Origin of the sequence: Streptomyces sp. NPDC091416, from assembly GCF_044756845.1 — a bacterium.
Lineage (GTDB): Bacteria > Actinomycetota > Actinomycetes > Streptomycetales > Streptomycetaceae > Streptomyces.
In genome coordinates, this window is record NZ_JBIVTU010000005.1 from 578,729 (window position 1) to 604,729 (window position 26,001).

Annotated in this window: 13 protein-coding genes; 7 read left to right on the forward strand and 6 right to left on the reverse strand. The window is 72.0% G+C overall.

Features of this window, described 5'->3' with window-relative positions; all coding sequences use genetic code 11:
- Positions 1 to 227: 227 nt before the first annotated feature.
- The 4 genes from ACIQMX_RS18755 to ACIQMX_RS18770 form a co-directional block, all read right to left on the reverse strand.
- Complete coding sequence (locus ACIQMX_RS18755; protein ID WP_363076328.1) at positions 228 to 3,140, reverse strand: AAA family ATPase; 2,913 nt, start codon at positions 3,138 to 3,140, stop codon at positions 228 to 230.
- Positions 3,141 to 3,235: 95 nt separating this feature from the next.
- A complete protein-coding gene (locus ACIQMX_RS18760; RefSeq protein WP_402479363.1) occupies positions 3,236 to 3,457 on the reverse strand; it encodes a hypothetical protein in 222 nt (73 codons plus the stop codon).
- A gap of 96 nt (positions 3,458 to 3,553) precedes the next feature.
- Positions 3,554 to 6,652: a type 2 lanthipeptide synthetase LanM family protein gene (locus ACIQMX_RS18765; RefSeq protein ID WP_402479366.1), complete on the reverse strand. Its 3,099-nt coding sequence runs from the start codon at positions 6,650 to 6,652 to the stop codon at positions 3,554 to 3,556.
- 248 nt (positions 6,653 to 6,900) lie between these two features.
- Positions 6,901 to 7,641 carry a peptidase E gene (locus ACIQMX_RS18770; RefSeq protein WP_363076322.1) on the reverse strand — a complete coding sequence of 247 codons (741 nt, stop codon included), beginning with the start codon at positions 7,639 to 7,641 and terminating at the stop codon, positions 6,901 to 6,903.
- 255 nt (positions 7,642 to 7,896) lie between these two features.
- Between ACIQMX_RS18770 and ACIQMX_RS18775 the strand changes: the two genes are divergently transcribed.
- Positions 7,897 to 8,892 (forward strand): LuxR C-terminal-related transcriptional regulator, encoded by a 996-nt coding sequence (locus ACIQMX_RS18775; protein WP_402479369.1) that lies wholly within the window; start codon positions 7,897 to 7,899, stop codon positions 8,890 to 8,892.
- A gap of 59 nt (positions 8,893 to 8,951) precedes the next feature.
- Here ACIQMX_RS18775 and ACIQMX_RS18780 read toward each other — a convergent pair whose 3' ends face one another.
- Positions 8,952 to 17,780, reverse strand: a complete 8,829-nt coding sequence (locus ACIQMX_RS18780) for an amino acid adenylation domain-containing protein (RefSeq protein WP_402479372.1) — start codon at positions 17,778 to 17,780, stop codon at positions 8,952 to 8,954.
- 411 nt (positions 17,781 to 18,191) lie between these two features.
- On the opposite strand from ACIQMX_RS18780, the gene ACIQMX_RS18785 reads away from it, so the two are divergent.
- The 6 genes from ACIQMX_RS18785 to sbnB all read left to right on the forward strand — a co-directional run bounded on the left by ACIQMX_RS18785 (position 18,192) and on the right by sbnB (position 24,221).
- A complete protein-coding gene (locus ACIQMX_RS18785; protein WP_402479375.1) occupies positions 18,192 to 18,653 on the forward strand; it encodes a cobalamin B12-binding domain-containing protein in 462 nt (153 codons plus the stop codon).
- On the forward strand, positions 18,643 to 19,920 hold the full coding sequence (locus tag ACIQMX_RS18790; RefSeq protein WP_402479378.1) for a methylaspartate mutase: 1,278 nt from the start codon (positions 18,643 to 18,645) through the stop codon (positions 19,918 to 19,920). The genes ACIQMX_RS18785 and ACIQMX_RS18790 overlap by 11 nt, the downstream gene beginning before the upstream one ends.
- Before the next feature lie 70 nt (positions 19,921 to 19,990).
- Complete coding sequence (locus ACIQMX_RS18795; protein WP_402479381.1) at positions 19,991 to 21,007, forward strand: asparagine synthetase A; 1,017 nt, start codon at positions 19,991 to 19,993, stop codon at positions 21,005 to 21,007.
- Positions 21,004 to 22,227, forward strand: coding sequence for a glutamate synthase-related protein (locus tag ACIQMX_RS18800; protein WP_402479383.1), 1,224 nt, complete (start codon positions 21,004 to 21,006; stop codon positions 22,225 to 22,227). Before ACIQMX_RS18795 ends, ACIQMX_RS18800 begins: the two co-directional genes overlap by 4 nt.
- Positions 22,224 to 23,171, forward strand: coding sequence for a 2,3-diaminopropionate biosynthesis protein SbnA (gene sbnA / locus ACIQMX_RS18805; protein ID WP_402479385.1), 948 nt, complete (start codon positions 22,224 to 22,226; stop codon positions 23,169 to 23,171). Before ACIQMX_RS18800 ends, sbnA begins: the two co-directional genes overlap by 4 nt.
- Positions 23,172 to 23,213: 42 nt before the next feature.
- A complete protein-coding gene (sbnB, locus tag ACIQMX_RS18810; RefSeq protein WP_402479388.1) occupies positions 23,214 to 24,221 on the forward strand; it encodes a 2,3-diaminopropionate biosynthesis protein SbnB in 1,008 nt (335 codons plus the stop codon).
- A 423-nt stretch (positions 24,222 to 24,644) separates the two neighbouring features.
- Here the strand turns inward: sbnB and ACIQMX_RS18815 are convergent.
- A partial coding sequence (locus ACIQMX_RS18815; RefSeq protein ID WP_402479391.1) for a thioesterase domain-containing protein occupies positions 24,645 to 26,001 on the reverse strand: 1,357 nt, incomplete at its 5' end.

The window sequence follows — 26,001 nt, forward strand, 5'->3', positions numbered from 1 at the left end:
GGCGGAGAGGAAGTGCGCCGTCCCGTAGGGGCTGTGGCCGATGACGGTGGCGATGCCGGGCGGGGAACGGCGGCGGCCGTCGCGACGTCGGGTCTCAACGGTCAAGCCCATCAGCGGCGTTGCTCGAGCTGGACCGGACGGCGCGGCGGAGCGATATGCGCGCAGGGAGCGGATCCGCCTTGTCGGGCAGGCCGAGGTCCCCGGAGTGGCCGGGCCCGGCCACCCCGTCACAACTCCGGCAGTTGGGTCGACTGCGCACACAGATCCGCGCGGTTCGCGGCACCCGTCTTGTTCATCAGACTGGCGATGTGTTTCTCGACCGTGCGGGGCGAGATGAACAGCCGGTCGGCGATGTCCTTGTTGCTCAGCCGGTGGGCGAGGAGCCGGAACGCTTCGTACTCCCGCACCGTGACGCCGAGGGCCCGCAACTGTTCGGGGATGCCTTCCGTGCCGCTTCGGTGCTGGTGCACGGGGGCACCGAGCCGTCTCAGGGCGGCCCGGCAGGCATTCGTGACGGCAGGCACCCCCTGCTCGTGGAAGTGGTGCTCGGCCCGTCTGAGCCAGGCGACCGGCTCGCCCCAGCCGTCCTCGTGTGCCGCGTCGGCGATCAGTCGCAGACCCAGGTGCAGGGCGATCGGGTATGCGGCGGCATCCCGCTGCGCCGCACCGATGCGCTCGGCCGCCTCTTCGCTCTTCCCTTCCCGGCCGAGCAGGACGGCATCGGCGAAGGTGACGAACTGGCGGTTCCACCGCATCCGTCCGACCGCCGTGGCGGCGACCGCCTCCTGTCGCGTTCGGTCCGCGTCACCGGCCAGCACGTCCAGCAGCAGCCCCACCCCGTGCGTGCCGCTGAGGTAATAGGTGCTGGGATTGTGCCGCTCCAGCTCCGACACCGCCCCCAGTTCCTCCCGTGCCAGGTCCCGGTCCTCCTCCAGCAGGGCGCAGAACGCGCGTGCCATGCCCAGCGTGAGTGGTTCCTCCTGCGAACCCGCCCCCTCCCATTCCGCGAACGAGTCGAGGGCGGCCTCCATCGCCCGTCGATCGCCCTGGTGCGCCTCCAGCGACGCCAATGACATCAGGAGGTACCGGACCGCGGGGGCGAGTTTGAGCCTGCGGACGATCGTGAGGCTCTCGACGGCGGCTTCGCGCGTCGCCTCGCGCACGCCCCGCATCACCCCGTCCAGGACGAGAATGCCGTCCACGGTGTGCACGATGCTGATCGAGCCCAGCCGCAGTGCCTCCTCACGGGCGGACAACAGTCCGGAGGTGTCGCCTTCCGCCAGCCAGTCATTGCCGGCGATACGGGTCGCCGCATACATCCGCCGCAGTGGGAGCTGGTGCCGTTCGGCCGTCGACAGGGCCTTCTCGAGCATGGCCCGGGACTCGTCCGGGTCCCGCTCGCGGGCCACGGTCGCCAGCAGCTCCCATGCCTGGCAGGCGACCGCAGGCAGCGCGTAGCGCTCGGCGGCATCGGCCGCCGAGCGGGCGAGCTTCTCCGCCTGCTGGGTGCGGTCCGTGCCAGGTGTGTCCAGCGCGAGATAGGCAGCGGTGACGTCGACGGTTGCCGTCGCCGCACCATCCGGACTCGCCCCCAGCACCTCGCGGGCGCGGTCGATCTGCCGGTTGCCGTCGCTCCAACGCCCCGCCGTGTGGGCCACTTTGGCCAACCGGGTGTGCAGGATCGCCAGACGTGACGCCCCCAGACCGGCGCTGTCCAAGGCATGGAGATGCTCGACCAGGTCGAAGGCCCGGCCGAAGTCGCCGGATTCGGCCAGTGCGGGCAGGAGCGGCTCCAGCGCAGCCGCCCGGTCCTGCGGGTCGCCGGACTCCGCCAGCAGTGTCTCGGCCCGGCCGAGCAGGGTTACCGCCGAACCGAGCGCGCCCGACGTCAGAGCCCGCCGCCCCGCCTCCGCGAACAGCTTGCCGGCCGCAGTGTCCTCGCCGGCCGCGGACCGCAGCCCGGCTGCGAGCGCGCACCACTCGCCGGGCAGTTGCGGGTGCAGCTTCTCCACCGCCTCCGCGCCCTGGCGTGCCAGGTCCGCCTGCTGAGTCGGCGTCAGCTGGGTGAACAGGGCTTCCACGGTGGGTGAATGACGAAAGGAGTACCAGTCGGGAGCGGGCTCGTCCGGGACCACCAGGCGAGCCGCGACACCGGCCTGCAGATGGCTGAGCAGTGCCCGGTCGTCAATGCCCGTCATCCGCTGGAGCACGGTGAGCGGGAACCTTCTGCCCAGCACGGCCGCCGCCGACAGCATCGTCAGGCCGTCCGCACCCAGCCGGTCGATACGGCGCAGGATTCCCCGGGCGAGAGCGGAGGAGACGTCGCCGCGCGGATCACCGACCGTCCGCCAGCCGTCCGGCCCCTGCACCAGGGTGCCCGCGCCGATCATCGACTGGAGTAACTCCTCGACCAGGTAGGGGCTGCCTGCGCTGCCCTCCCACAACCGCTCCAGCACCGCCGCGGGCACGTCCTGCGCAGTGGTGCCCAACTGACCCGCCACCAGTTCGCAGACCTGGGGGCGGGTCAGCGGCGACAGCTCCACGACCGAGGCCGTGCCACGCTGGCGGGCCGACTGCGCGAGGTCCAGGACGTCGCTGAAGTCAGTGCGGATGGTGGCGAGGAGCAGAACCGGGCTGTACTCCAGATTGTCCACGAGGTATTCCAGGACGCCCAGTGTCTCGGGGTCGGCGTCGTGCAGGTCCTCCAGCACCACGATCCGACCCCGACCGTGGTCGGTGGCCATGAGCAGACGCAGTACGGCCTCACCCAGGATCACCATGGAACTGCTGTCACCTGCACCGGTGTTCCAGTCCGGGATCAGTCGACCCAGCACGGGTCTGTACGGCCCCAGCGGCAGCTCGTCCAGCGGTTCACCGGTACGGAACAGAGACATCAGCGCCTCGGTCAGCGGTCTGAAGGGCACCGCTGGACCGGTGGTGCTGCTGCGTCCGCGCAGCACGCCCATCCCTAACTCGAGCGCGCTGCCCACGACCTCGGCCGCCAGCCGGGACTTGCCCACCCCGGCTTCGCCCACCAGGAAGACCACACCGCCGCGTCCCTGCCGAGCGTGGGACAAGGCGCGTTCGAGTAGGCCCAGTTGGGTATCCCGGCCGATGAGAGAAGACGCTTGGGAAGGCATGGCCTCCAAGCATAATCAGATTATCTGGAGCCGTGGTGCGGCGTTCGGCCCTCCATTCCGCTCGGCCGGCCTGCCGGCCGAGCGGAATGGAGCGTCTATTGGGGCGAGGACACCGAGGTGTCGATCGAACTCAGCGTGATGACTATTCCGCTGGTGAGAACCATGCCTGCCAGGACGCGGGCGCGGGTGCACGCACGATTGCGGCCCGAGAGGGTGATACCGCCTGCGGCGTCCTGCTCGGCGCCGGCGTGCGTGGGGGCACCGTCCTCGGCGGAGACGGAAGCGGCGTGGCTGGAGAGCGGGTTCTGCTGGTTCATGGGAGAACTCCTTCGTGGGGAAGTGTCCGGGTGGGCGAGGGGAGTGGAGACGGGGAGAGTGGGGCAGGAGCCGGGTCCGGCCGGGGCCTTTCGCCCTCAGCAGGCGGGCAGAGTGGCCGGACAGGAGTGCTCCAGCAGGAGCGCGGACGGGACACGGGTGGGGGAACAGAGACGGAGGAGTCCGTAGCCGATGCCGGCGAGGCCCGTCAGCATGCCGGGAGAGGGCACTTGGTCGGGGGTGGCGCAGCGGTGCTGCTGGCCCTCGACGGTCGCGAGTACCCGGCCGCTGGTGCGGGTCAGGGCAGCGGACGCTTGGGCGTCGCCCTGGCCGGCCAGGACCGAAAGGGCTTCCAGGGCACCGAACACGCCGTGGCCCGCGCTCAGGTTGAGGCCGTCGCTGAGGGCGGAGAGCCGGGCGGCGAGGTCGTTTCGCCCCGGCAGGTGCGCGGCCGCAGCGGCGATCCCGGGCAGACCGGTGGCCCACGAGGGGCCGTGCGTGGCGGCTTCGGGCCCGGCGGTGGCCGCGCGCAGCAGACCGGCCGCTTCCTCCGGGCGTCCCCTTCCGCCCGCCCGGTGGTCCGCGTGGCGCCACAGCGCCCAGCCGATGCCCGCGGCCCCGTCGGCGAACCCTGCGGAGCCACCGCCCTGCGAGGCCGCGGTGGCCAGGACGTCCGCCACCGCGTCGGCCAGGTCCAGGGCCTGACGGGCGCCCGTCGCTTCATGGGCGGCGACCGCCGCCGCCAGGGCCCCGGCGGCACCGTCCGCGAAGCCGGGATCCACGCAGGCATCCACGGCGTGTTGCAGTGCGGTGAGCGCGTCGGGCAGCGAGTCCGCGAGTTCGGCGTCGAGGAGGGACGACAGCCGGATCAGCCCGTACAGGATGCCGCCGAGGCCGTCGTACGCTCCTGGTCCGACCGCGGCACACAGTTCGGGGTCGGCCGCGAGCATCTTCAGCAGGCCGGGCAACGGCAGCACCGCCTGGTGGGCGAGCGCGGTGTAGCGGTCGGCGCCCGCGAGCAGTCCGGCCTGGGCCAGGAAGAGTGCGACCCCGGTGTAGCCCTGGCCGAGCCCCGCACCCATCGGCAGGACCGACCAGTGCCCGCCCGGCAGGCATTCGAGGCCGAGCCAGTTGGCCCGGCCGGCCCGCACGGCGCGGGCGGCGATCTCGTCGGCGATTCCGCAGGCCGCGGCAAGCAGTCGTGACGGCTCCGGCGCCACCGCCGGCAGGGGCGTCGCCACCAGCTCGGAGCGTGGTCTGACCAGCGGGGAACCGGCCTCCCGGGCGGCCAGCGCGGCCGCGACGATCCATTCCTGGTTCCGGCAGTCGACCTCGTCCATCCGGGCGATCTTGGTGCGGACGGCGCTCAGGCTCGCCACCGGCAGCAGGTGAGGCAGCCACGTCCCGCCGGCCGCTCGCACTCCCGTGCCGGAGGGCCGGTGGACGAAGAGGGGGATGTCCCCGCGCCACAGGTCCTCGGTCTCGTGCTCCACCAGCTGCCCGCGTGCGGGGTCGCGCGACGACTCGGTCCACAGCACCGCGAACGCGGCGTCCCGGGCGAGCGCGTCGCCGAGCAGTGCCGGGTGCGTGGACTCCTCGAGCAGGGTCGAGTACAGCCGTGTGGATCGAACGATCAGCCGCGCGGGACTGTCCGCATGCCGGGCCAGCAGGGCTCCTGGCGCGCTGAGCTCGTTTCCGTGCGCCCGGATCGCGTCGTACGTGGTGCGGAAGCCGTCCAGCAGTGCGGCGCGGTGGTCGGCGCCGTGGAGGCGACGTCCGCGGGGCAGCGGCTGGTTCTGCGCGGCCGGACTGACCACCGGACCTCGCACGACGCGCATGGTGTCCAGTCCGCTGTCCTGCCAGCACAGGCCCTCGCTCGGGTACGTGCCTTCCTCGGCACGGCCCAGCGCGGAGATGTCCAGCGCGCCGTGCTCCCCGATCAGCAGGTGGGGCAGCAGGCACGTCCGGTGGACGGAAGCCTGAAGGGCGTCGGCGGCCGGGTCGGCCCCAGCCGTGGAGGCCTGCGGCAGCCCGGTGTGCAGCAGGGTCTCGGCGTCCACCAGCACCGGCTGGTCGCCGGCAGCGATGAGGTTCTCGTAGTGCATGTCGGCGCCGTCCACCGCGTACAGCAGGGCCAGCAGTGCGCCCTGGCGCCGGTAGAAGGCGTCCGCCTCGGCCACCGAGCCGCACCAGCGGTGCTCGATGTACTCCAGCCAGCCGTGTTCCTTCCGCCGCAGGGTGCGCGGGGTGCGCAGCTCCAGGCCGTCGACCCGGCCGGTGAGCCAGTGGGCCAGGTCGTCAAGCAGGGCGTGCTGCCCCAGCGGACGGGGCTTGTACACCGCGCGTGCCCCGTCCGCGAACTCCAGCACCGCCACCGAGCGCCCGGCCCGGTGGGCGTCGCCACGGCCCAGTTCGATGCGGGTGAGCGGGCCGGGGTCGCGTCCGTCGAGAAGGACGGCCACCAGTTCCTGCCGGTCGGCGTGCAGCCGCAGGCCGAGTTCGGCCACCGCGTCGGCCGCGTCCATGGCCGTCCGGCCCAGCATCCGGGCCAGCACCGGATAGGCGGTGAACAGGGCCCGCAGGCCGTCCGCGCTCCCGCTGGCGGCGAGGAAGGAGGCGAAGCGATCGCGGGGCGTGGCCCCGGGGAGCCGGCCGGCGCGCCGGGCGCCGTCCAGCTCACGGACGAGTGTGCGGGCCGCCTGCCGGGCCATCCGGCCCAGCAGCCACTGCTCGAACGAGGCGCGCAGCACAGCCCGTTCTGCCGGAGGGAGCGGTGCCAGCTGCCGGTCGAGGGCGGCCGAGGCCGGACCCACCAGCGGTGCCACGACCGGTGCGAAGGCCTCGGGCCCGGTTGCGTCGCCGCCGGACTCCGGCCGCGCGGCGATGTGGGCACAGTCCAGGGCCTCTTCGACGTATCCCACCCAGCGTGGAGTGCCTGCGCGGTTCGCCAGGCGTTGCGGTGACTCGTCGGCGAGGGCCCCCAGGGCGAGTTCGTCGAGACCCAGGTGGGTCAGCCGAGCCGCGAAGCCCGCCGTGTCCCCGACGGCCCAAGGGGCGCGGCCGGACGGGGCGGCCGCGACGGTCGCCACCGGACGTCCTGGGGCGCCGACGCGCTCGCTGAGGGAGAGCGCGGGGGCCCACCAGGCGAGCGGCAGGTGCGCGCTTCGGGGAGTCGTGGGTGCGGCTGATTCGGTCACAGGAAGAACGTCGCAGATACTGCACGGCCCCCACATGGGGGAGCGTCCCCCATATTCTCCGAAGGCCCCCGCCGGTGAGTGGGGCCGAGGCGCGAACCCGTGCGCACTCGGCCCGCGTTCCCGGCGCCGGAGGCCGACCTCGCAGGTCACGGCATACGTCGATATCTCCGTGCTGCCGCGCGGCCCGCCGTGACACCTCGTTCCGGCGGCACGTACCCGCCGGTGCGCGGCCGTCCGCGCGGAAGGAGTCAATGCCGGACCGGCGGCAGCAGGCGTGGCTCGAGGCGTTCCTCACGCACCCCGCCACCCTCGCACGTCACCACGTAGGCGCCCTTGCCCGCCGATTCCGTGACCGCCTCTACGAGCCGGGTGCCGTGATACACGAGCCCCACCCCGTCGTCGGTGCAGTGCGCCGTCGGCAGGGTGCCGTCGGCGACCATCCGGTGGATCAGCGGACGGCGGCCCAGGTCGGAGTCGTAGTGGACACCGTTGCCGTACGGCAGGAAGCCGAGCGCGTCCACCACCGGCCGCAGATCCGGCCCGTACGAGTCGGTCGCGCCGCCCTTGAACCAGCAGATGGATCCGGCGCTCACCCCGCTCAGCACCACCCCCGCCTGCCAGGCGCGCCGCAGCGCTCCGTCCAGCCCGTGCACACGCCACACCGCCAGCAGATTCGCCACCGACCCACCCATGACCCACACGACGTCGTGGTCGAGGAGCGTGCCCTCCACGTCCTCCACGTTCGGCATGGGGAACAGGTGCAGCGGCGTCAGGTCGAACCCCGCCACCCGTGCCGCCTCGTGCATCCGTGCGGTGACGTGCTCCGCGTCCCCCACCGCCGTGCCCAAGTACAGGATGCGTGGACGGCGCCCGTCCACCCCGGACAGGTCAACCGCGTGGTGGACCAGGGAGTCGAACAGCACCCGCGCACGGGGGTCGGCGCGATGCCCTCCGGAGGTGGCCAGGACGGTCGGCTGCGAGGCGGGCATGCGCGAGATGATAACCCGTGCCGGCAACGGTCGTTGCTGCAGCGCGCGGGGCCGCTCCGCCGCACGCCGCGGGAGCTTCGGCCACAACTTGGGTGGTCGGCCCGCATCCGCCACCGCCACCGCCTCCCGTCTACTGATGTCCGGCCGACGATCCCGGCAGCGGCACGGGACCGTGCAGCCCCGGCGGGTGGAACATCGTCGACTCGATCAGTGACCAACAGGTGCCGTACGGCCGAGACAAGAGGAGTGAAGGACATGCGGACCTCTCTGGGTATCGACCCCCTCGCACGGAGCGTCTACCTCACGATGGTCGACCTGCCCGGCGCCGGCGTCTCCGAGTTGGCGGAGCAGATGAAGGTGTCCGAGGAGACGGTCCGGGAGCGGCTGGAGCGGTTGTCCTCCCTCCTGCTGGTGGTTCCCGGTGACACCTCCACCGGCTGGCGGCCCGTCGACCCGGAGGTGGGCCTGGCGGCGATGCTCGCCCGGCAGCAGGACGAACTCGCCCGCCATCGGCTCCAGGTGGAGGACAGCCGGCTCGAAGTGACCCGGTTGCTCTCCGAGCACTCCCGCGCCGGCCGTGACGGTATGCCGGGCGTCGAGTGGCTGGCCGGTGCGGACGCCGTGTGGCGGCGTGTCACGGAACTCGCCGAAGGGTGCGAGCAGGAGTGGCTGACTGTCGGCCCCACGGAGCGGGTCGCTGTTCCCGTTGCCGAGTCCGGCCGGTCCATCGACGAGATCCTGCGCGGGCGTGGAGCGGTTGCCCGCACCATCGTCCTGGAGAGCGTCCGCAACGATCCCGAGGCGATGAGCCGCGTGCGGGGGAGGACAGGCAGCGTCGGCTCCATCCGTACGTTGCCGTCGCTGCCCGCGTGGATGATCCTCTGCGACCGCACCCACGCCGTGGTTCCGGTCGCCGGTGCCCGGGCCGTCGTCGGCGCCATGGTGTGCGGCGTCGAGTCGGTCACCGGGGCGTTCGCCGCCCTGTTCACCCGCCTCTGGAAGGAGGCGTTGCCGCTGGCCGAGGCGCGCCCGCGCACCCGTGGCGGCCTCTCCCTCCAGGAGCAGCACGTCCTGAGACTCTGGGCGCAGGGTCTCACCGATGCCGCCGCCGCCCGCAGGATGGACGTGTCGCTGCGCACGGTGCGCCGGCTCTCCGAGAAGCTGACCGATCGCTTCGGTGCGCAGAGCCGCTTCCAGCTCGGCGCTCTGGCGATCGCCCAGGGCGGCATCCAGGTCGAGGACATGGTCTGACGCGTCCTGCACGCATCCGTGAGACCCCGCGGCCGTCTTCGCGGCAGGGGCGTAAGCCCTCATCCGGCCGGCGCGAACTGTGCGCTGATCGCCGCCATCATCAGGTCCGCGATGTGCTGCGCCAGTTCCTCGGGGGTCGGGTGGTCGAACACGGTCCGTACCGGTATGTCGACCCGCAGAGCCTTCCGCAGCCTGGACGCGACCTGGGTGGCGAGCAGTGAGTGCCCGCCCAGCTGGAAGAAGTTGTCGTGGACGCCGACGCGTTCGATGCCCAGGAGCTCCGTCCACACGGCCGTGATGTGACGCTCGACGGTGTTGCGCGGCGCCGTGTACGCCGTTCCGAGATCCGGCCGCCTGCCGTCCGGCGCCGGCAACGCCGCCCGGTCCACCTTGCCGTTCGCGGTCAGCGGCAGCTGCTCCAGCACCATGAACCCCGCCGGGATCATGTAGTCGGGTAGCTGGCGCCCCAGGTGCGCGTGCAGTTCCATGACGCTCGGGGCGTCCGGTCCGGCGGCCACCAGGTAGGCCACCAGCCGCTTGTCGCCCGGCACGTCCTCGTGGACGACCACGGCGACCTCACCGACACCGGGATGAGTGATCAAGTTGGCCTCGATCTCGCCCAGTTCGATGCGGTTGCCGCGGATCTTGACCTGGTGGTCGACCCTGCGCAGGAACTGCAGCTGTCCGTCCGGCTGCCATCGGACCAGGTCGCCGGTGCGGTACACCCGGCCGCCCACCTCCTCGGCCTCGAACGGGACGAAGCGCTCGTTCGTCAACTCGGGGCGCCCCAGGTAGCCGCGCGCCACCTGCACTCCACCGACGAGGAGTTCACCGGGAACGCCGACCGGCTGCGGAGTGCCGTGCTGGTCCACCACGAAGCACCGGGTGTTGGCGATCGGCCGCCCGATCGGCGGGACCGTGTCACCGGGGACGCACACCGTGGAGGTGACGATCACCGTGGTCTCCGTCGGACCGTAGTTGTTGACCACGCGGAACGGCAGCCGGGCGAGCGGCGGCATCCTCAGCCGGTCACCGCCGGTCAGTACGTAGTCGAGGGTGCTGTCCGTGCCCCAGTCGAGTGCCGACAGCGACTCCAGCATCGGCGTGGACAGGAACGCGGCGTGGACCGCCTGCTCGCCCAGCCAGTCCCGCAGCAGATGCGGAGTGAGCCTGACCCTCTCGTCGGTGACGCAGCAGGTCGCACCCCGGGTCAGGCCGAGCCACAGCTCCCACGCCGCCGCGTCGAATCCGATCCCGGCGAGCAGCGCGATCCGATGCCCCGGGTCGAGTCCGTACTCGCCCGCCGTCCAGTGGACCAGGTTCACCAGGCTGTGGTGCTCGACCTGGACCCCCTTGGGCCGGCCGGTCGAGCCGCTGGTGTAGATGAGATACGCCAGGTTGTGCGCGGTGGCGGTGGGCTCCGGATCGGTAACCGGCTCACCGTCCAGCGGACCCCCTTCGGCGTCGCACTCGTCGAGGAGCAGCAGGGGAACGCCGGACGGGATCCGGTCCGCCTGCCCTGTGTGGGTGAGGACGACCGGGGTCCTCGTGTCGCGCACCATGTACGCCAGCCGCTCGACGGGGTACTCCGGGTCCATCGGCACGTAAGCGGCCCCTGCCTTCAGTACCGCCAGCTCCGCCGTCACCAGGTCTGCCCCACGGCCCAGGCACACCGCCACCGGCATGTCCGGCCGCACCCCGTACCGGGTCCGCAGGTGGTGGGCGATCCGGTTGGCGCGGGCGTTGAGCTCGCCGTAGGTCAAGTCGCCCTGCGGTGAGTCGACGGCCACGGTGTCCGGCTGCTGGGCGGCTCGCTCCTCGAAGAGGCCGTGCAAGGTGGCCTGGTCCGGGTAGGCGGTGGCGGTACCGTTCCATTCGACGAGCGTCTTTCGCCGCTCGGCCGGGGTGAGCATGCACAGCTCCGACAGCCGGGCCCCCGGCGCGTCGGCGACCGAGTCCAGCAACGTACGCAGGTGGCCGGCCAGCCGGTCGACGGTGTCACGCGCGAAGAGGTCGGTGCGGTACTCCAGGGTCCCGAGCAGGCCGCCAGCCGGGCCTTCGGACATGATCAGACTCAGGTCGAACTTGGCGTCCGGCAATGTCACGGCGAACGGTTCCACCTCCAGACCCGGCAGGCTCCAGGTGTGGCCGTCCGGCGTGTTCTGCAGCGCGAACAGGGTCTGGAACAGCGGGTTGCGCGACGGGTCGCGGTCGGGTGCCAGTTCCTCCACCAGGCGCTCGAAGGGAAGGTCCTGGTGGTCGTACGCGCCGAGGGCGGTGTCCTTCACCCGGTCGATGAGCTCGGTGAAGGTGGGGTCGCCGGACAGGTCGGTGCGCATCACGAGGGTGTTGACGAAGAAGCCGATCAGGTCCTCGGTCTCGGCCCGGTTGCGGCCGGCGATCGGGCTGCCGACCGCGACGTCGTCCTGCATGCTGTACTTCGCCAGCAGCACCTGGAACACCGCCAGGAGCACCATGTAAAGGCTCGCGCCGTTCGTCGCCGCCGCCGCCCGCAGTCGCGCGGCGACCTCACCCGGCACCTCGAACGCCAACGTGGCGCCGCCCTCCGGCGGTCCCGCCGGGCGTCGGTGGTCGCTCGGCAGCTCCAGCGGTTCCAGCCCGGTGAGCCGGTCCCGCCAGTAGGTCAGTTGCCCCTCCATCACCTCACCGGCCATCCGCTCCCGTTGCCACACGGAGAAGTCCGCGTACTGCAGAGGCAGTGCGGGCAGACCGGTCGGCGCCACCCCCGCCATCGCCGCCCGGTACCCCTCGCGCAGTTCGCGCGCCATGACTCCCTCCGACCATCCGTCGGCGGCGATGTGGTGCACGGTCAGCAGGAGGAATGCCTCGTTGTCGGCGAGCCGCACCAGGTGGGCGCGCAGCAGCGGACTCGTTGCCAGATCGAACGGGCGGCCCGCTTCGGTCTCCGCGAACAGCCTTGCCGCCGAACGCCGTTCCTCCGGATCGAGGACGTGGCGCAGGTCGTGGACGGATGCTCCCACCGGTGCCGGTGGGTCGATGACCTGTCCCGGCTCGCCGTTCTCGGAGACGAATCGGGTGCGCAGGATCTCGTGACGCGCCACCATCGCGGTGAGAGCGGTGTCCAGCGCGGTCGCATCCAGTGCGCCACGAACGTGCAGGGCGAACGGTACGACGTACTCGACGCGCCCTGGTTCCAACTGGTCCAGGAACCAGAGCCGTTGCTGGGCGGAACTCAGTGGCAGCGGACCGCCGGTCCGGTCAGCGGGCGTGATCCGCTCCGTGTCGTCCGAGCCGAGCTCCGCTACGACGGCCGCCAGCGCGGCGACCGTCGGTGCCGCGAACAGCGCCCGTACCGGCACGTCCACGCCGAGTGCGGTCCGCAACCGGGAGGTCACCTGCGTGGCCAGCAGCGAGTGGCCTCCCAGTTCGAAGAAGTTGTCGTCGATGCCGGCGACGTCCGTACCCAGTACCTGCGACCAGGCCGCCGCCACCGCGCGCTCGGCCGGTGTGCGCGGCGCGACGCGGTCCTGGGGCGAACGGGGCCGGGGAGCGGGCAGCGCGCGCCGGTCCACCTTGCCGTTCGGGGTGAGCGGCAGCCGGTCCAGCAGGACGAAGGCGGACGGCACCATGTAGCCGGGCAGCTCGCGGTGCAGCCGGGCACGCAGTTCCTCGGTGGTCGGCGCCTGCCCGCCCGGCACGACGTACGCCACCAGGCGCTTCTCGGCCGGGATGTCCTCGCGCAGGACGACGGTCGCGGCCGTGACGTCGGGCCCGGCCAGCAGCACCGCCTCGATCTCCCCCGGTTCGATGCGGTGTCCGCGCAGCTTCACCTGGTCGTCGAGCCGTCCCAGGAACTCCAGTTGGCCGTCGGGCAGCCAGCGCACCCGGTCCCCGGTGCGGTAGACCCGCCGCGGTGTGCCGTCGACGTTCACGGTGACGAACCGCTCCGCCGTCTGCTGCGGCAACCCCTGGTAGCCACGAGCCAGCCCGGCACCGCCGACCAGGAGTTCACCCGGAACCCCGATCGGCACCGGCCGGTCGTACCTGTCGACGACGTGGACGACCGTGTTGCGAACCGGCCTGCCGATCGGCGGCACGGCCACCCCCGGTACCACCTCGGCCGATGTCGTGACGACGGTCGATTCGGTCGGCCCGTAGTTGTTGACGACACGGAACGGCAGCCGCAGCCCGGCCGGCAGCCGCAGCGCGTCACCGCCGGTCAGGACGTGGGCCAGCGAGGTCGGCTCCGACCAGTCCAGCGTGGCCAGCGCCTCCAGCATGGGTGTGGACAGAAACGTGCTGTGCACCCGCCGTCCGGCCAGCCAGTGCTGGAGCAGCTCGGGTGTGCGCCGCACTGTTTCGTCGGGTACGCACACGGTCGCACCCGCGGCCAGCGCGGGCCACACCTCCCACGCCGCCGCGTCGAAGCCGATGCCGGCGAGGTGCGCGATCCGGCGGCCCGGCGCCGCCCCGAAGCTCTCCACCGTCCAGTGGATCAGGTTGACGAGGCTCCGGTGCTCGATCTGCACCCCCTTGGGGCGGCCGGTGGAGCCGCTGGTGTAGATCAGGTAGGCCAGATCCTGTGGGGTGGCGGCGGGCTCCGGGTCGTGCACCGGCAGCTCCTGGATCCGCGGCCAGTCCCGGTCGGTGACGAAGCGATGGGGTGTGCGGGGCAGCCGGGCCGTGCGCGCCGAGTCGGTCACCACGTAGGCCGCTCCGGAGTCCTCGATCATGAAGGCGAGCCGGTCGGCCGGGAGCTCCGGGTCCAGCGGCAGGTACGCGGCCCCCGACTTCAGCGCCGCGAGCAGCGCGGTGACCTGGTCGGGCCCACGCTCCAGACATACGGCCACCACCCGGTCCGGCCCGGCGCCGAGCGACCGCAGGTGCCGGGCCAGCCGGTTGGCGCGCTCGTTCAGGTCCTGATACGTCAGCCCCCCGGTCTCCGACAGCACCGCGGTCGTACCGGGCAGTCGTGCGGCGCGCTCCTCAACGAGCCGGTGCGCCGTCGTGGCGGCGTCCGGGGAGAGGGAGGCCGCCCCGGACCACTCGGCCAGCACACGCCCGCGCTCGGCGCCGGCCAGCACCTCCAGCTCCGAGAGCCGCTGTCCCCCGTTCGAGACGGCCGCTTCGAGGAGCGTGGTGTAGTGCCCGGCAAGCCGCGTCGCCGTCGCGTGATCGAACAGGTCCACGGCGAACACGAGGTTTCCGCCGAGCGAACCGTCGGGCCGTTCGGTCAGGAAGAGCGTCAGGTCGAACTTGGCCTCCTCCGCCCGCACCGCGAACGGCTCGACCCCGAGACCGCGCATGCCCCACGCGTCACCGTCCGGCGTGTTCTGGAGCACGAACATGGTCTGGAACAGGGGGGTGCGCGACAGGTCCCTCTCCGGCGCCAGTTCCTCCACCAGGCGCTCGAAGGGAAGGTCCTGGTGGTCGTACGCGCCGAGGGCGGTGTCCTTCACCCGGTCGAGGAGATCACCGAAACTCGGGTCGCCGGACAGGTCGGTGCGCATCACGAGGGTGTTGACGAAGAAGCCGATCAGGTCCTCGGTCTCGGCCCGGTTGCGGCCGGCGATCGGGCTGCCGACCGCGACGTCCTCCTGCCCGCTGTACTCGGCCATGAGCAGCTGGAACACCGCGAGCAGGGACATGAACAGGCTGGCGCCGTGCCCCGCCGCCATCCGCCGGGCGGCATCGACCACCTCGGCGGGCACGGTGAAGGCGACCGCGTCACCGCGGCCCGATCGCTGGGCCGGGCGGCGACGGTCGGTCGGCAGCTCCAGCGGCTGGAGCCCGGCGAGCCGCTCGCTCCAGTACGCTGCCTGCCCGTCCAGCGCCGAGCCGTCCAGGGTCGCACGCTGCCAGGCCGCGAAGTCCGCGTACTGGAGCTCCAGCGGTACGAGAGCGGCCGCACGGCCCGTGACCGCCGCCCCGTACAACTCCCGCAGCTCCCGCGCGAGGATGCCCTCCGACCAGCCGTCGGAGACGATGTGGTGCAGCGCGATGAGCAGGAGCCACTCTTCCTCGGCGACACGCACCGCCACCGCCCGCAGGAGCGGCCCCGAGGCCAGGTCGAACGGCAGCTCCGCCGCCTCGCGAAGGATGTCGAGTGCTGCCTCGCCACCGAGGTGCCTCGCGTCGTGCACATCCAGGGCCGCTTCTCCCGGCGCGTCGACGATCTGGACCGGAACGCCGCCACCGTCCGCCACGAACCGGGTCCGCAGGATCTCGTGCCGGGCCGTCAGCGCCGTCAGCGCGGCTGCGAACGCGTCCGGTGCGAAACGCCCCGTGACCCGCAAGCCGACCGGGATGACGTACTCCGCCCGTCCTGGCTGCAACTGGTCCAGGAACCAGAGCCGCTGCTGGGCGAACGACAGCGGCAGCGGCCCCGCGGCCGGGTCCTGGCGCGGCATCGCGGTCGCCGTGCCGGGACCGCACGCGTCGAGGGCGGCCGCCAGCAGCGCCGGTGTCGGCGCCTCGAACAGGGTGCGGTAGGACACGTCCACGCCCACGTCCCGGCGCAGCCGGGAAGCGACCCGGGCGGCCAGCAGCGAGTGCCCGCCCAGTTCGAAGAAGTCGTCGTCGATGCCCACCGGCTCCACGCCCAGCAGATCGGCCCAGATGCCGGTGACTGCCGCCTGTGTCGTTGTCCGGGGCGCCGTGTACGCGACGGCCAGATCCGGACGGCGGCTCTCCGGCGCCGGCAGCGCCTTCCGGTTCACCTTGCCGTTCGGCGTCAGGGGAAGCCGCTCCAGCGTCACGTACCGGGCGGGCACCATGTGCTCCGGCAGATCCCGCGACAGGGCGCCGCGCAGCTCGGGCGCCGCGGGGACGCCGTCGCCCGCCGGTACCAGGTACGCCACCAGGCGCTTGTCGCCCGGGACGTCCTCGCGGACCACGACGGTCGCCGCTGCCACGCCCGGCCGGGCGAGCAGGGCGTTCTCGATCTCGCCCAGTTCCACCCGGTGGCCGCGCAGCTTTACCTGGTCGTCGATCCGGCCGAGGTAGACGAGCCGTCCGTCCGGCAGCCACTTCACCAGGTCGCCGGTGCGGTAGACCCGGGCCTCCGGATCCGTGGAGAACGGGTGCGGCACGAACCGCTCCGCCGTCAGGTCGGGCCGTCCCAGATAGCCGAGGGCCACGTTCACGCCGCCGATCAGCAACTCGCCCGGCACGCCGACGGGCTGAACCTCCCCGTGTGCGCCGACCACGAACACCTCGGTGTTGTCGATCGCGCGACCCATCGGTACGTGGTCCGCCGCCGGATCCACCGAAACCGTACGGCTGACCACGTTGCCGACGGTCGCCTCGGTCGGTCCGTACTCGTTGACGACGGCCGTGTCGTCCGCGCCGCTCGCCAGCATGCGGTGCGTCAGCGCCGGTGTCAGGTCCTCGCCGCCCGCCACCACCGTCGCGATGGCGTGCCGCACACCGTCCCGCTCCAGCCGGGCGGCCAGTAGCTCCAGGTGGGAGGGTGTCGCCTTGAGGAAGCTGACCGGCGCACCGGTCGCCACGAGATCCACGGCCGCGTCGAACACGGTCTGTCCCGGTCCGGGGCTCGGTATTACCAGGCGCAGCCCCTGCACCAGCGGCAGGAACAGCGCGGTGACCGTCAGGTCGAAGGCCGCCGACGAGCACAGCAGCGAGCCGATCTCGGCACCGGGCGCGGGCGGGTAGGTGCGGTCGCACCAGTGCAGGTAGTTGACGACGCCCAGGTGCGCCACACGGACGCCCTTGGGGCGGCCCGTGGAACCCGAGGTGTAGATGACGTAGGCCAGGTCCGAGGAGCTCCCCCCGACTGCCGGGTCCGAGCCGTCGCCGTCGGGCCAACTGAGGTCGGTGAGCAGCAGTTCGGGACCCGGTGCGAACAGGCCGGCGTGGGCGGACTGGGTGATCACCACGGGCGCCGCACTGTCGCCGACCATGTACCGCAGCCGCTCGGCCGGATACGACGGGTCCAACGGCACGTACGCGGCACCGGACTTGAGAACTCCGAGCAGGGCACACACCAGATCCGTGCCGTGGTCCAGGCAGACCGCGACCAGTGTGCCCGGTCCGACGCCCCGCTCCTGGAGATGGCGCCCGAGCCGGTTCGCCCGCTCGTCCATCGCGCGGTAGGTCAGCAGCCGGCCGTCGTGCTCCAGGGCGACCCCGTCCGGCTGCCGGGCGGCCCGCTCCTCGACCAGACGGTGGACGGTCGACGTGTCCGGGAACGCGGACCGGGAGCCGTTCCACTCGGTGAGGATCCGCGTCCGCTCCGGCTCCGTCAGCATCTCCAGCGCGCTCAGCCGCGTCCCCGGTGCCTCGGCGGCGGACCGGGCGAGGACCCCGAAGTGGTCTGCCAGACGCTCCGCGGTCGCCCGGTCGAAAAGGTCCGTGCGGTAACCGAGCGCGCCGCGCAGCGCGCCGCCGTCGGCGGCGAGCTCCAGAGTTACCTGGGCCGTGGGCGTGAGGATGGCCGTCGCCTCGCCCGCCGTGCGCCACGCAAACCACGGGGCACCGTCGAGCGCGCCGAGGGCTGCCTCGGCGAGCTCCGCGTACGGCAGCCCGCCGCGCGCTCCTACGGCCGTCGCGACGTGCTTCCACGCGTCCTCGAACAGCGGGTCGCCGTCCGGACCACGTACGGCCCGTACCCGTCCGTCATCGCCCCGCACCACCACCGGTACATCGCCCCGGCCGGTGTGCCGCGCGAGCAGGGCCTGGAACACCGTCAGCAGGACCGTCGAAAGCTCCACGCCCCGTGCGTGCGCCAGAGCGGAGAGCGCCTTGCCGGTTGCCTCGGGCACGTCGAAGAGGACCAGGTCCTGGGGACCGGTCCCGTCGTCCGCCGGGCGCCGGTCCGCCGGCAGCTCCAGTGGCTCCAGGCCTGCCAGCGCGTGACGCCACTCTTCCACCTGGTGATCAGCCACCGTTCACTCCTCATCGTCAGCACGTTGTCAGTGGTACGAGCGGTACAAGCAGTCGGTGCGGTACAGGCGGCCGGAGCGCTTCAGAGGCGGCACCGTGGCCACCGGCGCCGGAAGGACGTCCGCGGTGAGCACGTTAGGACGCGTGCGCGGGCGCCCCCAGTGGGCACAAATGACGCCCCGGCGGCTGGTCACAAGTGCCCAGTGACGCAAAGGAGAAGCGCTGGCCACCATGGACGACGTCACCCGCCGGCAGTCCGGACGCCCGGAGCCGACTCCCCGAAGCGCTGCCGGACGCCTCCAAGGCGGCAGTGCCTTCGGCGACTCGATCAGGGCGGGGAACGTCCCGGATGACCGGCCCGATCGCAACGATCGCGGCCCCTTACGGTGTCGAGAGGAAAGCCGGTCGTGTACGTGCGTCACCAACCCCCGGAGAGCCCGCCCCACGCGGTTCTGAGCACCATCCCCTCGGACTCGCACACCTGGAACCTGCTGTTCCTCCAACTCGCCCTGGAGGAACAGGGATGGGAGGTCACCAACCTCGGAGCCTGCGTCCCGGTGGACACCCTGGTCACCGAGTCCGCCACACGCTCCCCCGGCCTCATCGTCGTGAGCACCGTCAACGGGCACGGCGCTGAGGAGGCCCCCGCCCTGGCCCGCGCGGTGCGTGCCGAGCCCGCCCTGGCCCATGTGCCCCTCGTCATCGGAGGCAAGCTCGGCACCGAGGGCGCCCTCGCCCCCGAAGCCCACACCGCGCTCACCGGGGCCGGCTTCGATGCCGTCCTCACCGGGCCGAGCGCCGTACCTCGGCTGCTCGCCCTGCTCGACTCCCTGTCGCGGCGCGGGCACGGAAGGGACTACGCCAATGCCGGCTGACCCCCTCCCCGGTGGCGCCTTCCACCGCTTCATGGACGCCGCCGCACGCTCCGGTGCCCTCGTCGTCCAGCCCCGCATGGGGTTCGCCGACCCCGCCAGGATGCGCGCGGGCCTGCTTGCCACCCGTGGCGCCGCAGCCACCACCGTCGGCACCCTCACCCTCGACAGCTTCACCCGAGTCGGTGACTACGAGGCCGCTGCCCGAACCGCTGCCCGGGGGCACCCGCTCAACGGCTACCCGCTCGTGACCATGCCCGTCGCCACCACCTCCGCGCTGCTCGACGGCGTCCGCGCCGAGGACTTCCCCGTCCAGGTGAGGCACGGCTCCGCGCAGCCCGGCCGCATAGTCGAGGCACTGATCGACGCCGGGCTCGACGCCACCGAGGGCGGCCCCGTCTCCTACTGCCTGCCCTACGGGCGCACCCCGCTGGCCACCTCCGTGCAGGCCTGGCGCGACGCCTGCCGCACACTTGCCTCGCTCCGGGCATCCGGCGTCGAACCGCACCTGGAGACCTTCGGCGGCTGCATGCTGGGCCAGCTCTGCCCACCGTCGCTGCTCGTCGCCCTCTCCGTACTGGAAGGGATGTTCTTCCGGCAGCACGGCCTGCGCAGCATCTCCCTGAGCTACGCCCAGCAGACCAGCGCGGAGCAGGACGAGGAAGCCGTCCACGCGCTGCGCGCCCTGGCCGCCGACCACCTCCCGGACACCTCCTGGCACGTGGTCGTCTACGCCTACATGGGTGTCTATCCAGAGACCAGACCCGGCGCGCTGGCCCTTGTCGCGGACGCGGCCCGGCTCGCGGTGCGGACCGGAGCCGCGCGCCTCATCGTCAAGACGGCCGCCGAGTCCGCGCGCATTCCCTCGATCGCGGAGAACGTCACGGCGCTGGAGACGGCCACGAGCGCCGCGCACTCCGCCCGGCGCACCGCACCACCGCCGTCCACCGGCGTCGAAGAGGAGGCTCGTGCTCTCGTGGAGGCCGTCCTCGGCCTGCACGACGACCTCGGGCAGGCCCTCATCCGGGCCTTCGCCCGCGGCTACCTCGACGTCCCCTTCTGCCTGCACCCCGACAACGCGGGTCGCACGAGCAGCGTCATCACCGAGCAGGGCCGGCTGGAGTGGTCCCGTACCGGATCGCTCCCGCTCGGCCCCACCGCCGTCGTGCACCGCTCCCGCCGCCTGACCTCGTCGGGGCTGATGTACGCGTTGCATCACGTCAAGACCCGCTACGACGCCCCCACCGGCTCACTCGCCCGAGCGAGCTGACCTCCCACCCTCTTTCTCCGCAGCCCCCTTTCGGGCCGGTGAACCGTACGTCGACCGGACAAGGACCGACATGACACTCCAGATCGACCACCCCCTGGCGTTCGCCGCCGCTCCCGCCCTGCCCTCGCCGCTGGAACACCTGCGCGACCCGCGCACCAGGGCGGCCCTGCGCATCCAGCAGGCCCTGGTCGCGGGCGCCCGCGCCTATCTGTGTGCCGATGACGCGGTGGAAATGGCCCATCCGATCATCGGCCCCGTCACCGACCCCGGCTCGCGTGGCGCCAAGCAGGTCGACGTCGACTACTACGGCCACCGCTACAAACTGATGACCAGCGCCATCCTCTACAAGCAGGCGTCCCTGCTGGCGTTCGACCGCATCTTCCTCATCGCGCCCAACGTCCGCCTGGAACCCGTGGAGACCAGCACGACCCGTCGTCATCTCGCCGAGTTCCGGCAGATCGACGTCGAGTACGCGGGCGCCACCCGCGACGACGCCATGGACATCGCCGAGGGCCTCGTTCGCCACGCGGTCAACACCGTCGCCGACCGGTGCGAGGCCGAACTCGCCGTACTGGGACGCGATCCCGCCGCCCTGCGCCGCTTCGTCGCCCGGCCGTTCGCCCGGGTGCCGCACAGCGAGGTCGTCGAGCGGCTGCGCAGCGACGGTTACCCGCAGGCCGCCGGTACGGAGATCGAGTGGGAGGCCGAGGAGCGCATATCCCGGCAGGCGGAAGCGCCGTTCTTCGTCGTGGGCTACCCGAAGGGCTCCCGCGGCTTCTACGACAAGGAGAGCCCGGACGACCCGGGCACCCTCCTCAACTTCGACCTGATCGCACCCGAGTCCTGCGGTGAACTGTGCAGCGGCAGTGAGCGCGAGAGCGAGTACGCCGCCCTGGTCACCCGGATGCGTGAGACCGGTGAGAACCCCGCCAAGTACGCCTGGTACCTCGATGTCGCCCGCCACGGAATTCCCCGGAGCGCGGGCTTCGGCATCGGCCTCGAACGCCTCACCCGCTGGGTGGCCGGCCTCGACTCCGTCTGGCAGGCCACCGCCTTCCCGAAGCTCGCGGGGGTCGTGTCCCCGTGACGTACCTGACCGCCCCCGGCCTGCCCGAGGACGCCATCCGCACGCGTGCCCGCGACGGAGCCGCCGCCGTCTTCCCACCGCTCGACAGCTACGGCACCTCCGTCTTCGGCGCGACCCGCGAAGAGGGCGACGAGATCGACGCCCTGCGCCTGGTCCCACCCGTCTTCATGCCCGGACGCCTCGCCGAACTCATCGACCTCGGACGAGAACCCCTCTACTCCGACGTCCGCCTCACCACCGCCCTCGGCGGTTTCGAGGCCCCCGTGCCGGTGTACGTGTCGGCCCTCGGCTCCACCCGCGTCGCCGGCACCAGCCTCGCCCTCAGCCGCCAGGCCGGACGGCTCGGCATCCCCATGGTCATCGGCGAGAACGTCGCCCCGATGAACGGCTTCCGCAGCAGCGGCGACGACCACCGCAAGGGCCTGCTGGAACGCATCCTCGCCTACTGCGAGGAACTGCCCGAGGGCATCGGCGGCGTCTGTGTCCAGCAGAGCACCGAGGACGCCGACTCCGAGGTCTGGAACCACGTCTACAGTGACCCCGCCGTCTCCGGCCTCCTCAGCTCGGGCCGCCTCGGCTTCGAGATGAAGGTCGGCCAAGGCGCCAAGCCCGGCCTCGGCGGCCTCACCATGATCAGCGAGGCGGTCGCCGCCGACCTCGACGGGCAGTACGCGGTCGAACGCCTCGGCCCCGACGCCGCAGCGGTCCTGCGCTGCTCCAGCCCCGGTACCTTCACCGACGAGATCTTCCGCCGGCAGATCCAGCTCATGCGCAACAACTACCCGCGCGCACGCTGCTGGGTGAAGCTCCTACCCGGCCGGGACGTCGGCCGTGCCGCAGCCATCGCCTGGGAGGCGGGCGCCCATGCCGTCACCGTCGACGGAGCGGAAGGCGGCACCGGCTGGGCCCCCACCGGCTTCCTCGGCCACGTCGGACTGCCGCTGGCCGAGTGCCTGCGCCGCGTAGACCCCGCCGGCCGCACCCTGCTGGCCAGTGGACGTGTCTGGGACGGCATCCGCGCCGTCAAACTGCTCGCCCTCGGCGCCCGCGCCGTCGGCCTCGGCCGCGCCGCCCTGGTCGCCGCCGACGAGGACCCGGAACACGGACTCGAACGCCTCGTGGACGCCATGGCCCTGGAGATGCGCATGGCCGTCAGCTCGCTCGGCAGATACGCGGCGGACGAGACCGGCCCCGAGGACCTGTGGAGGCCCGAGTCATGATCTACGAGCACACCTACGAGCTGGTCACCGACGACGTCTTCGTCCGCCTGGCCCACATGGCACCGGGCGCCGATGTCTTCCTCAAGATCGAGGGTCTCAACCCGGCCGGCTCGGTCAAGCTCAAGACCGCGCTGAGCCTGGTCGAGGACGCCGAGCACCGCGGCGTCCTCACCCCCGGCGCCCGCGTCATCGAGTCGTCCTCCGGAAACCTCGGTATCGCCCTCAGCTCCATCTGCGCCACCAAGCGATACGCCTTCACCTGTGTGGTCGACCCCAACACCAACGCCACCAGCATCGACCACATGCGCGCCCTCGGTGCCGAGGTCGTCGTCGTGGACATCGTCGACCCGAACGGCGGCTTCCTCCAGTCCCGCATCGCCCACATCCGACGCCGCGTCGAGGCAGACCCGTCCATGGTGTGGCTCAACCAGTACGCCAACCCGGCCAACCCCCGCGCCCACTACGAGCAGACCGCGCGCACCCTGCTCAAGGAGCTCCAGAACGTCGACTACCTGTTCGTCGGCGCGGGCTCCACCGGCACGTTCGTCGGCTGCTCCCGCTACCTGCGCGAGTACTCACCGGACACCAGGATCGTCGCCGTCGACGCCCTCGGCTCCATCATCTTCGGCGCCCCGCCCGGACCCCGCCGCATCCCCGGCCTCGGCGCCAGCCGCGTCCCGGAGCTGCTCGAACCCGGCCTCGCCGACGACGTGGTGCTCGTCGCGGAGGAGGACGCGGTCCACGAGTGCCGGCTGCTCGCCCGCACCCACGGACTCCTGGTCGGCGGCTCCACCGGCTCCGTCCTGGCCGCGATCCGCCAGTACGCCGGCGCGTTCCCCGCCGGCTCCCGCATCGCCGCGATCTCACCCGACCTGGGCGAGCGCTACCTCGGCACGGTCTACAACGACGCCTGGGTGGGAAAACACCTCGGTGTCCTCGCCTGACCGCCGTCCCGCACTCCTCCCACCCGCGAAAGGCACCCACCGATGTCGACTTTTCATGTGATCGACGGCACCGTCGCCCAGGACGTCATCACCTCCGCGCCGTCCGAGATCCTGGAGATCGTGCGGGACACGTACCTCCAGCACAGCCGCGGCGTCACCGTGAACCCCAACAGCTACTTCCTGCGCTTCCCCGACAACCCCGGCGCCCGCATCATCGCTCTCCCCGCCCACCTCGGCGGCGAAGCACCCGTCTCCGGCCTGAAGTGGATCGCCAGCTACCCGGAGAACGTCCGACAGAACCTTCCCCGCGCCTCCGCCGTGCTGCTCCTCAACGACGCGGAGACCGGCTACCCGTTCGCCTGCCTGGAAGCGTCCCGGATCAGTGCCGCGCGCACGGCTGCCTCCGCCGCGCTCGCCGTGGAGACGCTGGCCCCCGACGAGGCGCCCCGCACGGTGCTCTTCGTCGGTGCCGGCATCATCGGCCGCACGGTCTCCGACTTCCTCGCGGCCCGTGGCCTCAACGTCCGTGAGTGCCTTGTCCACGACCATGTGGAAGCGTACGCACAGAAGTTCGCCACATACGCGTCGGACACACACGGCTGGCGGGCCAGAGCCGTCACCGGGATCGACGAGGCCCTGGCCGCCGCCGATCTGGTGGTACTCGCCACCACCGCGCCGGCCCCCTGGCTGACGGACAGACAGACCCTGCCGTCGGGCCAGCTCATCCTGAACCTGTCCCTGCGCGACATCCACCCCACGGTCATGATCAAGTGCCACAACGTCCTCGACGACCTCGACCACTGCCTCACCGCCGAGACCTCGCCCCACCTCACGGAGACGGAGTACGGCACCCGTGACTTCATCGACGGCACCCTCGCCGACGTGCTGCGCGGCACAGTCACCGTCGACCGGGACCGGCCCACCGTCTTCTCCCCGTTCGGCCTCGGCGTCCTGGACCTGGCCGTCGGCTGCCATATCTACCGGGCCGCCCTGAAGAGCGGCCGCGCCACCGACGTACCCCACTTCTTCCCCGAGTTGACCCGGTGGTGACCTGACCGCCGCGCCCCGGCGTCCTTCGCCCCGGTCCCGGGTTCCCTTCGCTGCTGGTCGGAGGGAACCCGGGACCGGGGCGTTCCGGTGTGTGCGGGCATGCGTGAGACGGGCGGAACACGCAAGTCGCCCCAGATCGACGAGACACCCCCGAGGCCCTGCCCGGCGACGGAACTCCGGCGCGTGACACCGGGCGGGCGGGCCCGCCACGGACAGGGACGTCGGGGCGACGGCCCGCCCCGTCCGCGGACCTCACCCGGTGCCGTCGTGGTTCTCCTGGAACGGGTGAGCGATCCGGAGGTGTGCCGCCCCGCCCCTGCGACGGTGCGGAACGTCCGTCGAGTACCGCGAACGCTCCTGGCGGCAAAGAGCCGCCCCCCGCGTGAGCGGGGGGCGGCTTCGGTCGTGCGGACCAGCCGGCTGTCAGGCGGGCAGCAGCAGTGGGGTTTCGTGGTCGGTGCGGTTCCTCCCGGCCTCCCGAACCGCCGCGACCAGCACGGACAGCTGCTCGTCACCCTTCACCATCTCCATGTGGCGACCCGGTATCGGACGGATGTCCAGGCCCAGCGGATAGAGCCCGCTCCAGTGGGCGACGTACCGGGCGTGCGGCACCTCGTCGCCGCTTTCGTCGCGCACGGTGTCGCTGACGAACAGGGTCGCGGGAGCCGCCGAGCCTTCGGGCCGGTAGGCGGCGAGCGAGCGCACCTCGGCTTCCAGGACCGGGTAGGGCAGCCACTCATCGAGCGCGATCGCCGACTCCTCGATGTTCATCTCCGGAGCCAGGCCCTTCATCTCCCGCTCTGTGGCGGCACGTTGGGTGCCGGTCTCGTCCTGGCCCCTCTGCCACAGGCCGTCCACCCGGCGGTACACCTCGGCGTGTCGGCGGAACCGTTCCTGCTGGTCGTCCCCGGTGACCGCCGGCTCCAGCAGAAGCAGGGCGGCCACCGCCTGCGGGTCGGACACACCCATCGCGTGCGCGATCACCGCGCCGGTCGACCAGCCGAGGATCGTGCACGGCCCTTCCGGCTGCACCCGGCGGATCTCCCGCCAGTAGCGGTCCGCGATGGCCTCGAATCCGAAGAGGGGCGACTCAGCCGCGTTCAGCCCCGGTGCCTGGACGCCGTACACGGTGAACGCTCCCGCCAGGCGCTGCGCGAGCGCGCGGTACGGATGCGTGCTGCCACCACCGGGGTGCACGCAGAACAGCCGGGGAAGAGAGGGGTCGGCCTCGGCCGACAGCTGGACGACCAGCCCGCCGGACCCGGTCTCGGCCTCCTTCTCCGGGGTATCCAGCACGGTGGCCAGGCCGGCCACCGTCGGATGCCGCATGATCTGCTGGAGGGTGACCTCCAACCCGGCCTCCCGGATCCGCGACGCCACACGCACGGCGCTGATGGACTGCCCGCCGAGCTCGAAGAAGTTGTCGTGGATGCCGATGGTGTCGATGCCGAGGATGTCGCCCCATATGGAGGCGAGTGTGCGTTCGGTGTTTGTGCGGGGGGCGGTGTAGGTGTTGGCGAGGTCGGGTCGGTGGTTGTCGGGTGCGGGGAGGGCTTTGGTGTCGATTTTTCCGTTGGGGGTGAGGGGGAGTTGGTTGAGGGTGATGTAGGTGGTGGGGATCATGTAGTCGGGGAGTTGTTGCTGGAGGTGTGTGCGGAGTTCGTGGCTGGTGGGGTTGGGGGCGCCTGGTGTGTGGGTGATGTAGGCGGTGAGTTGTTTGTTGCCGGGGGTGTCTTCGCGGAGGGTGATGGTGGTGGTGTGGATGTGGGGGTGGGTGTGG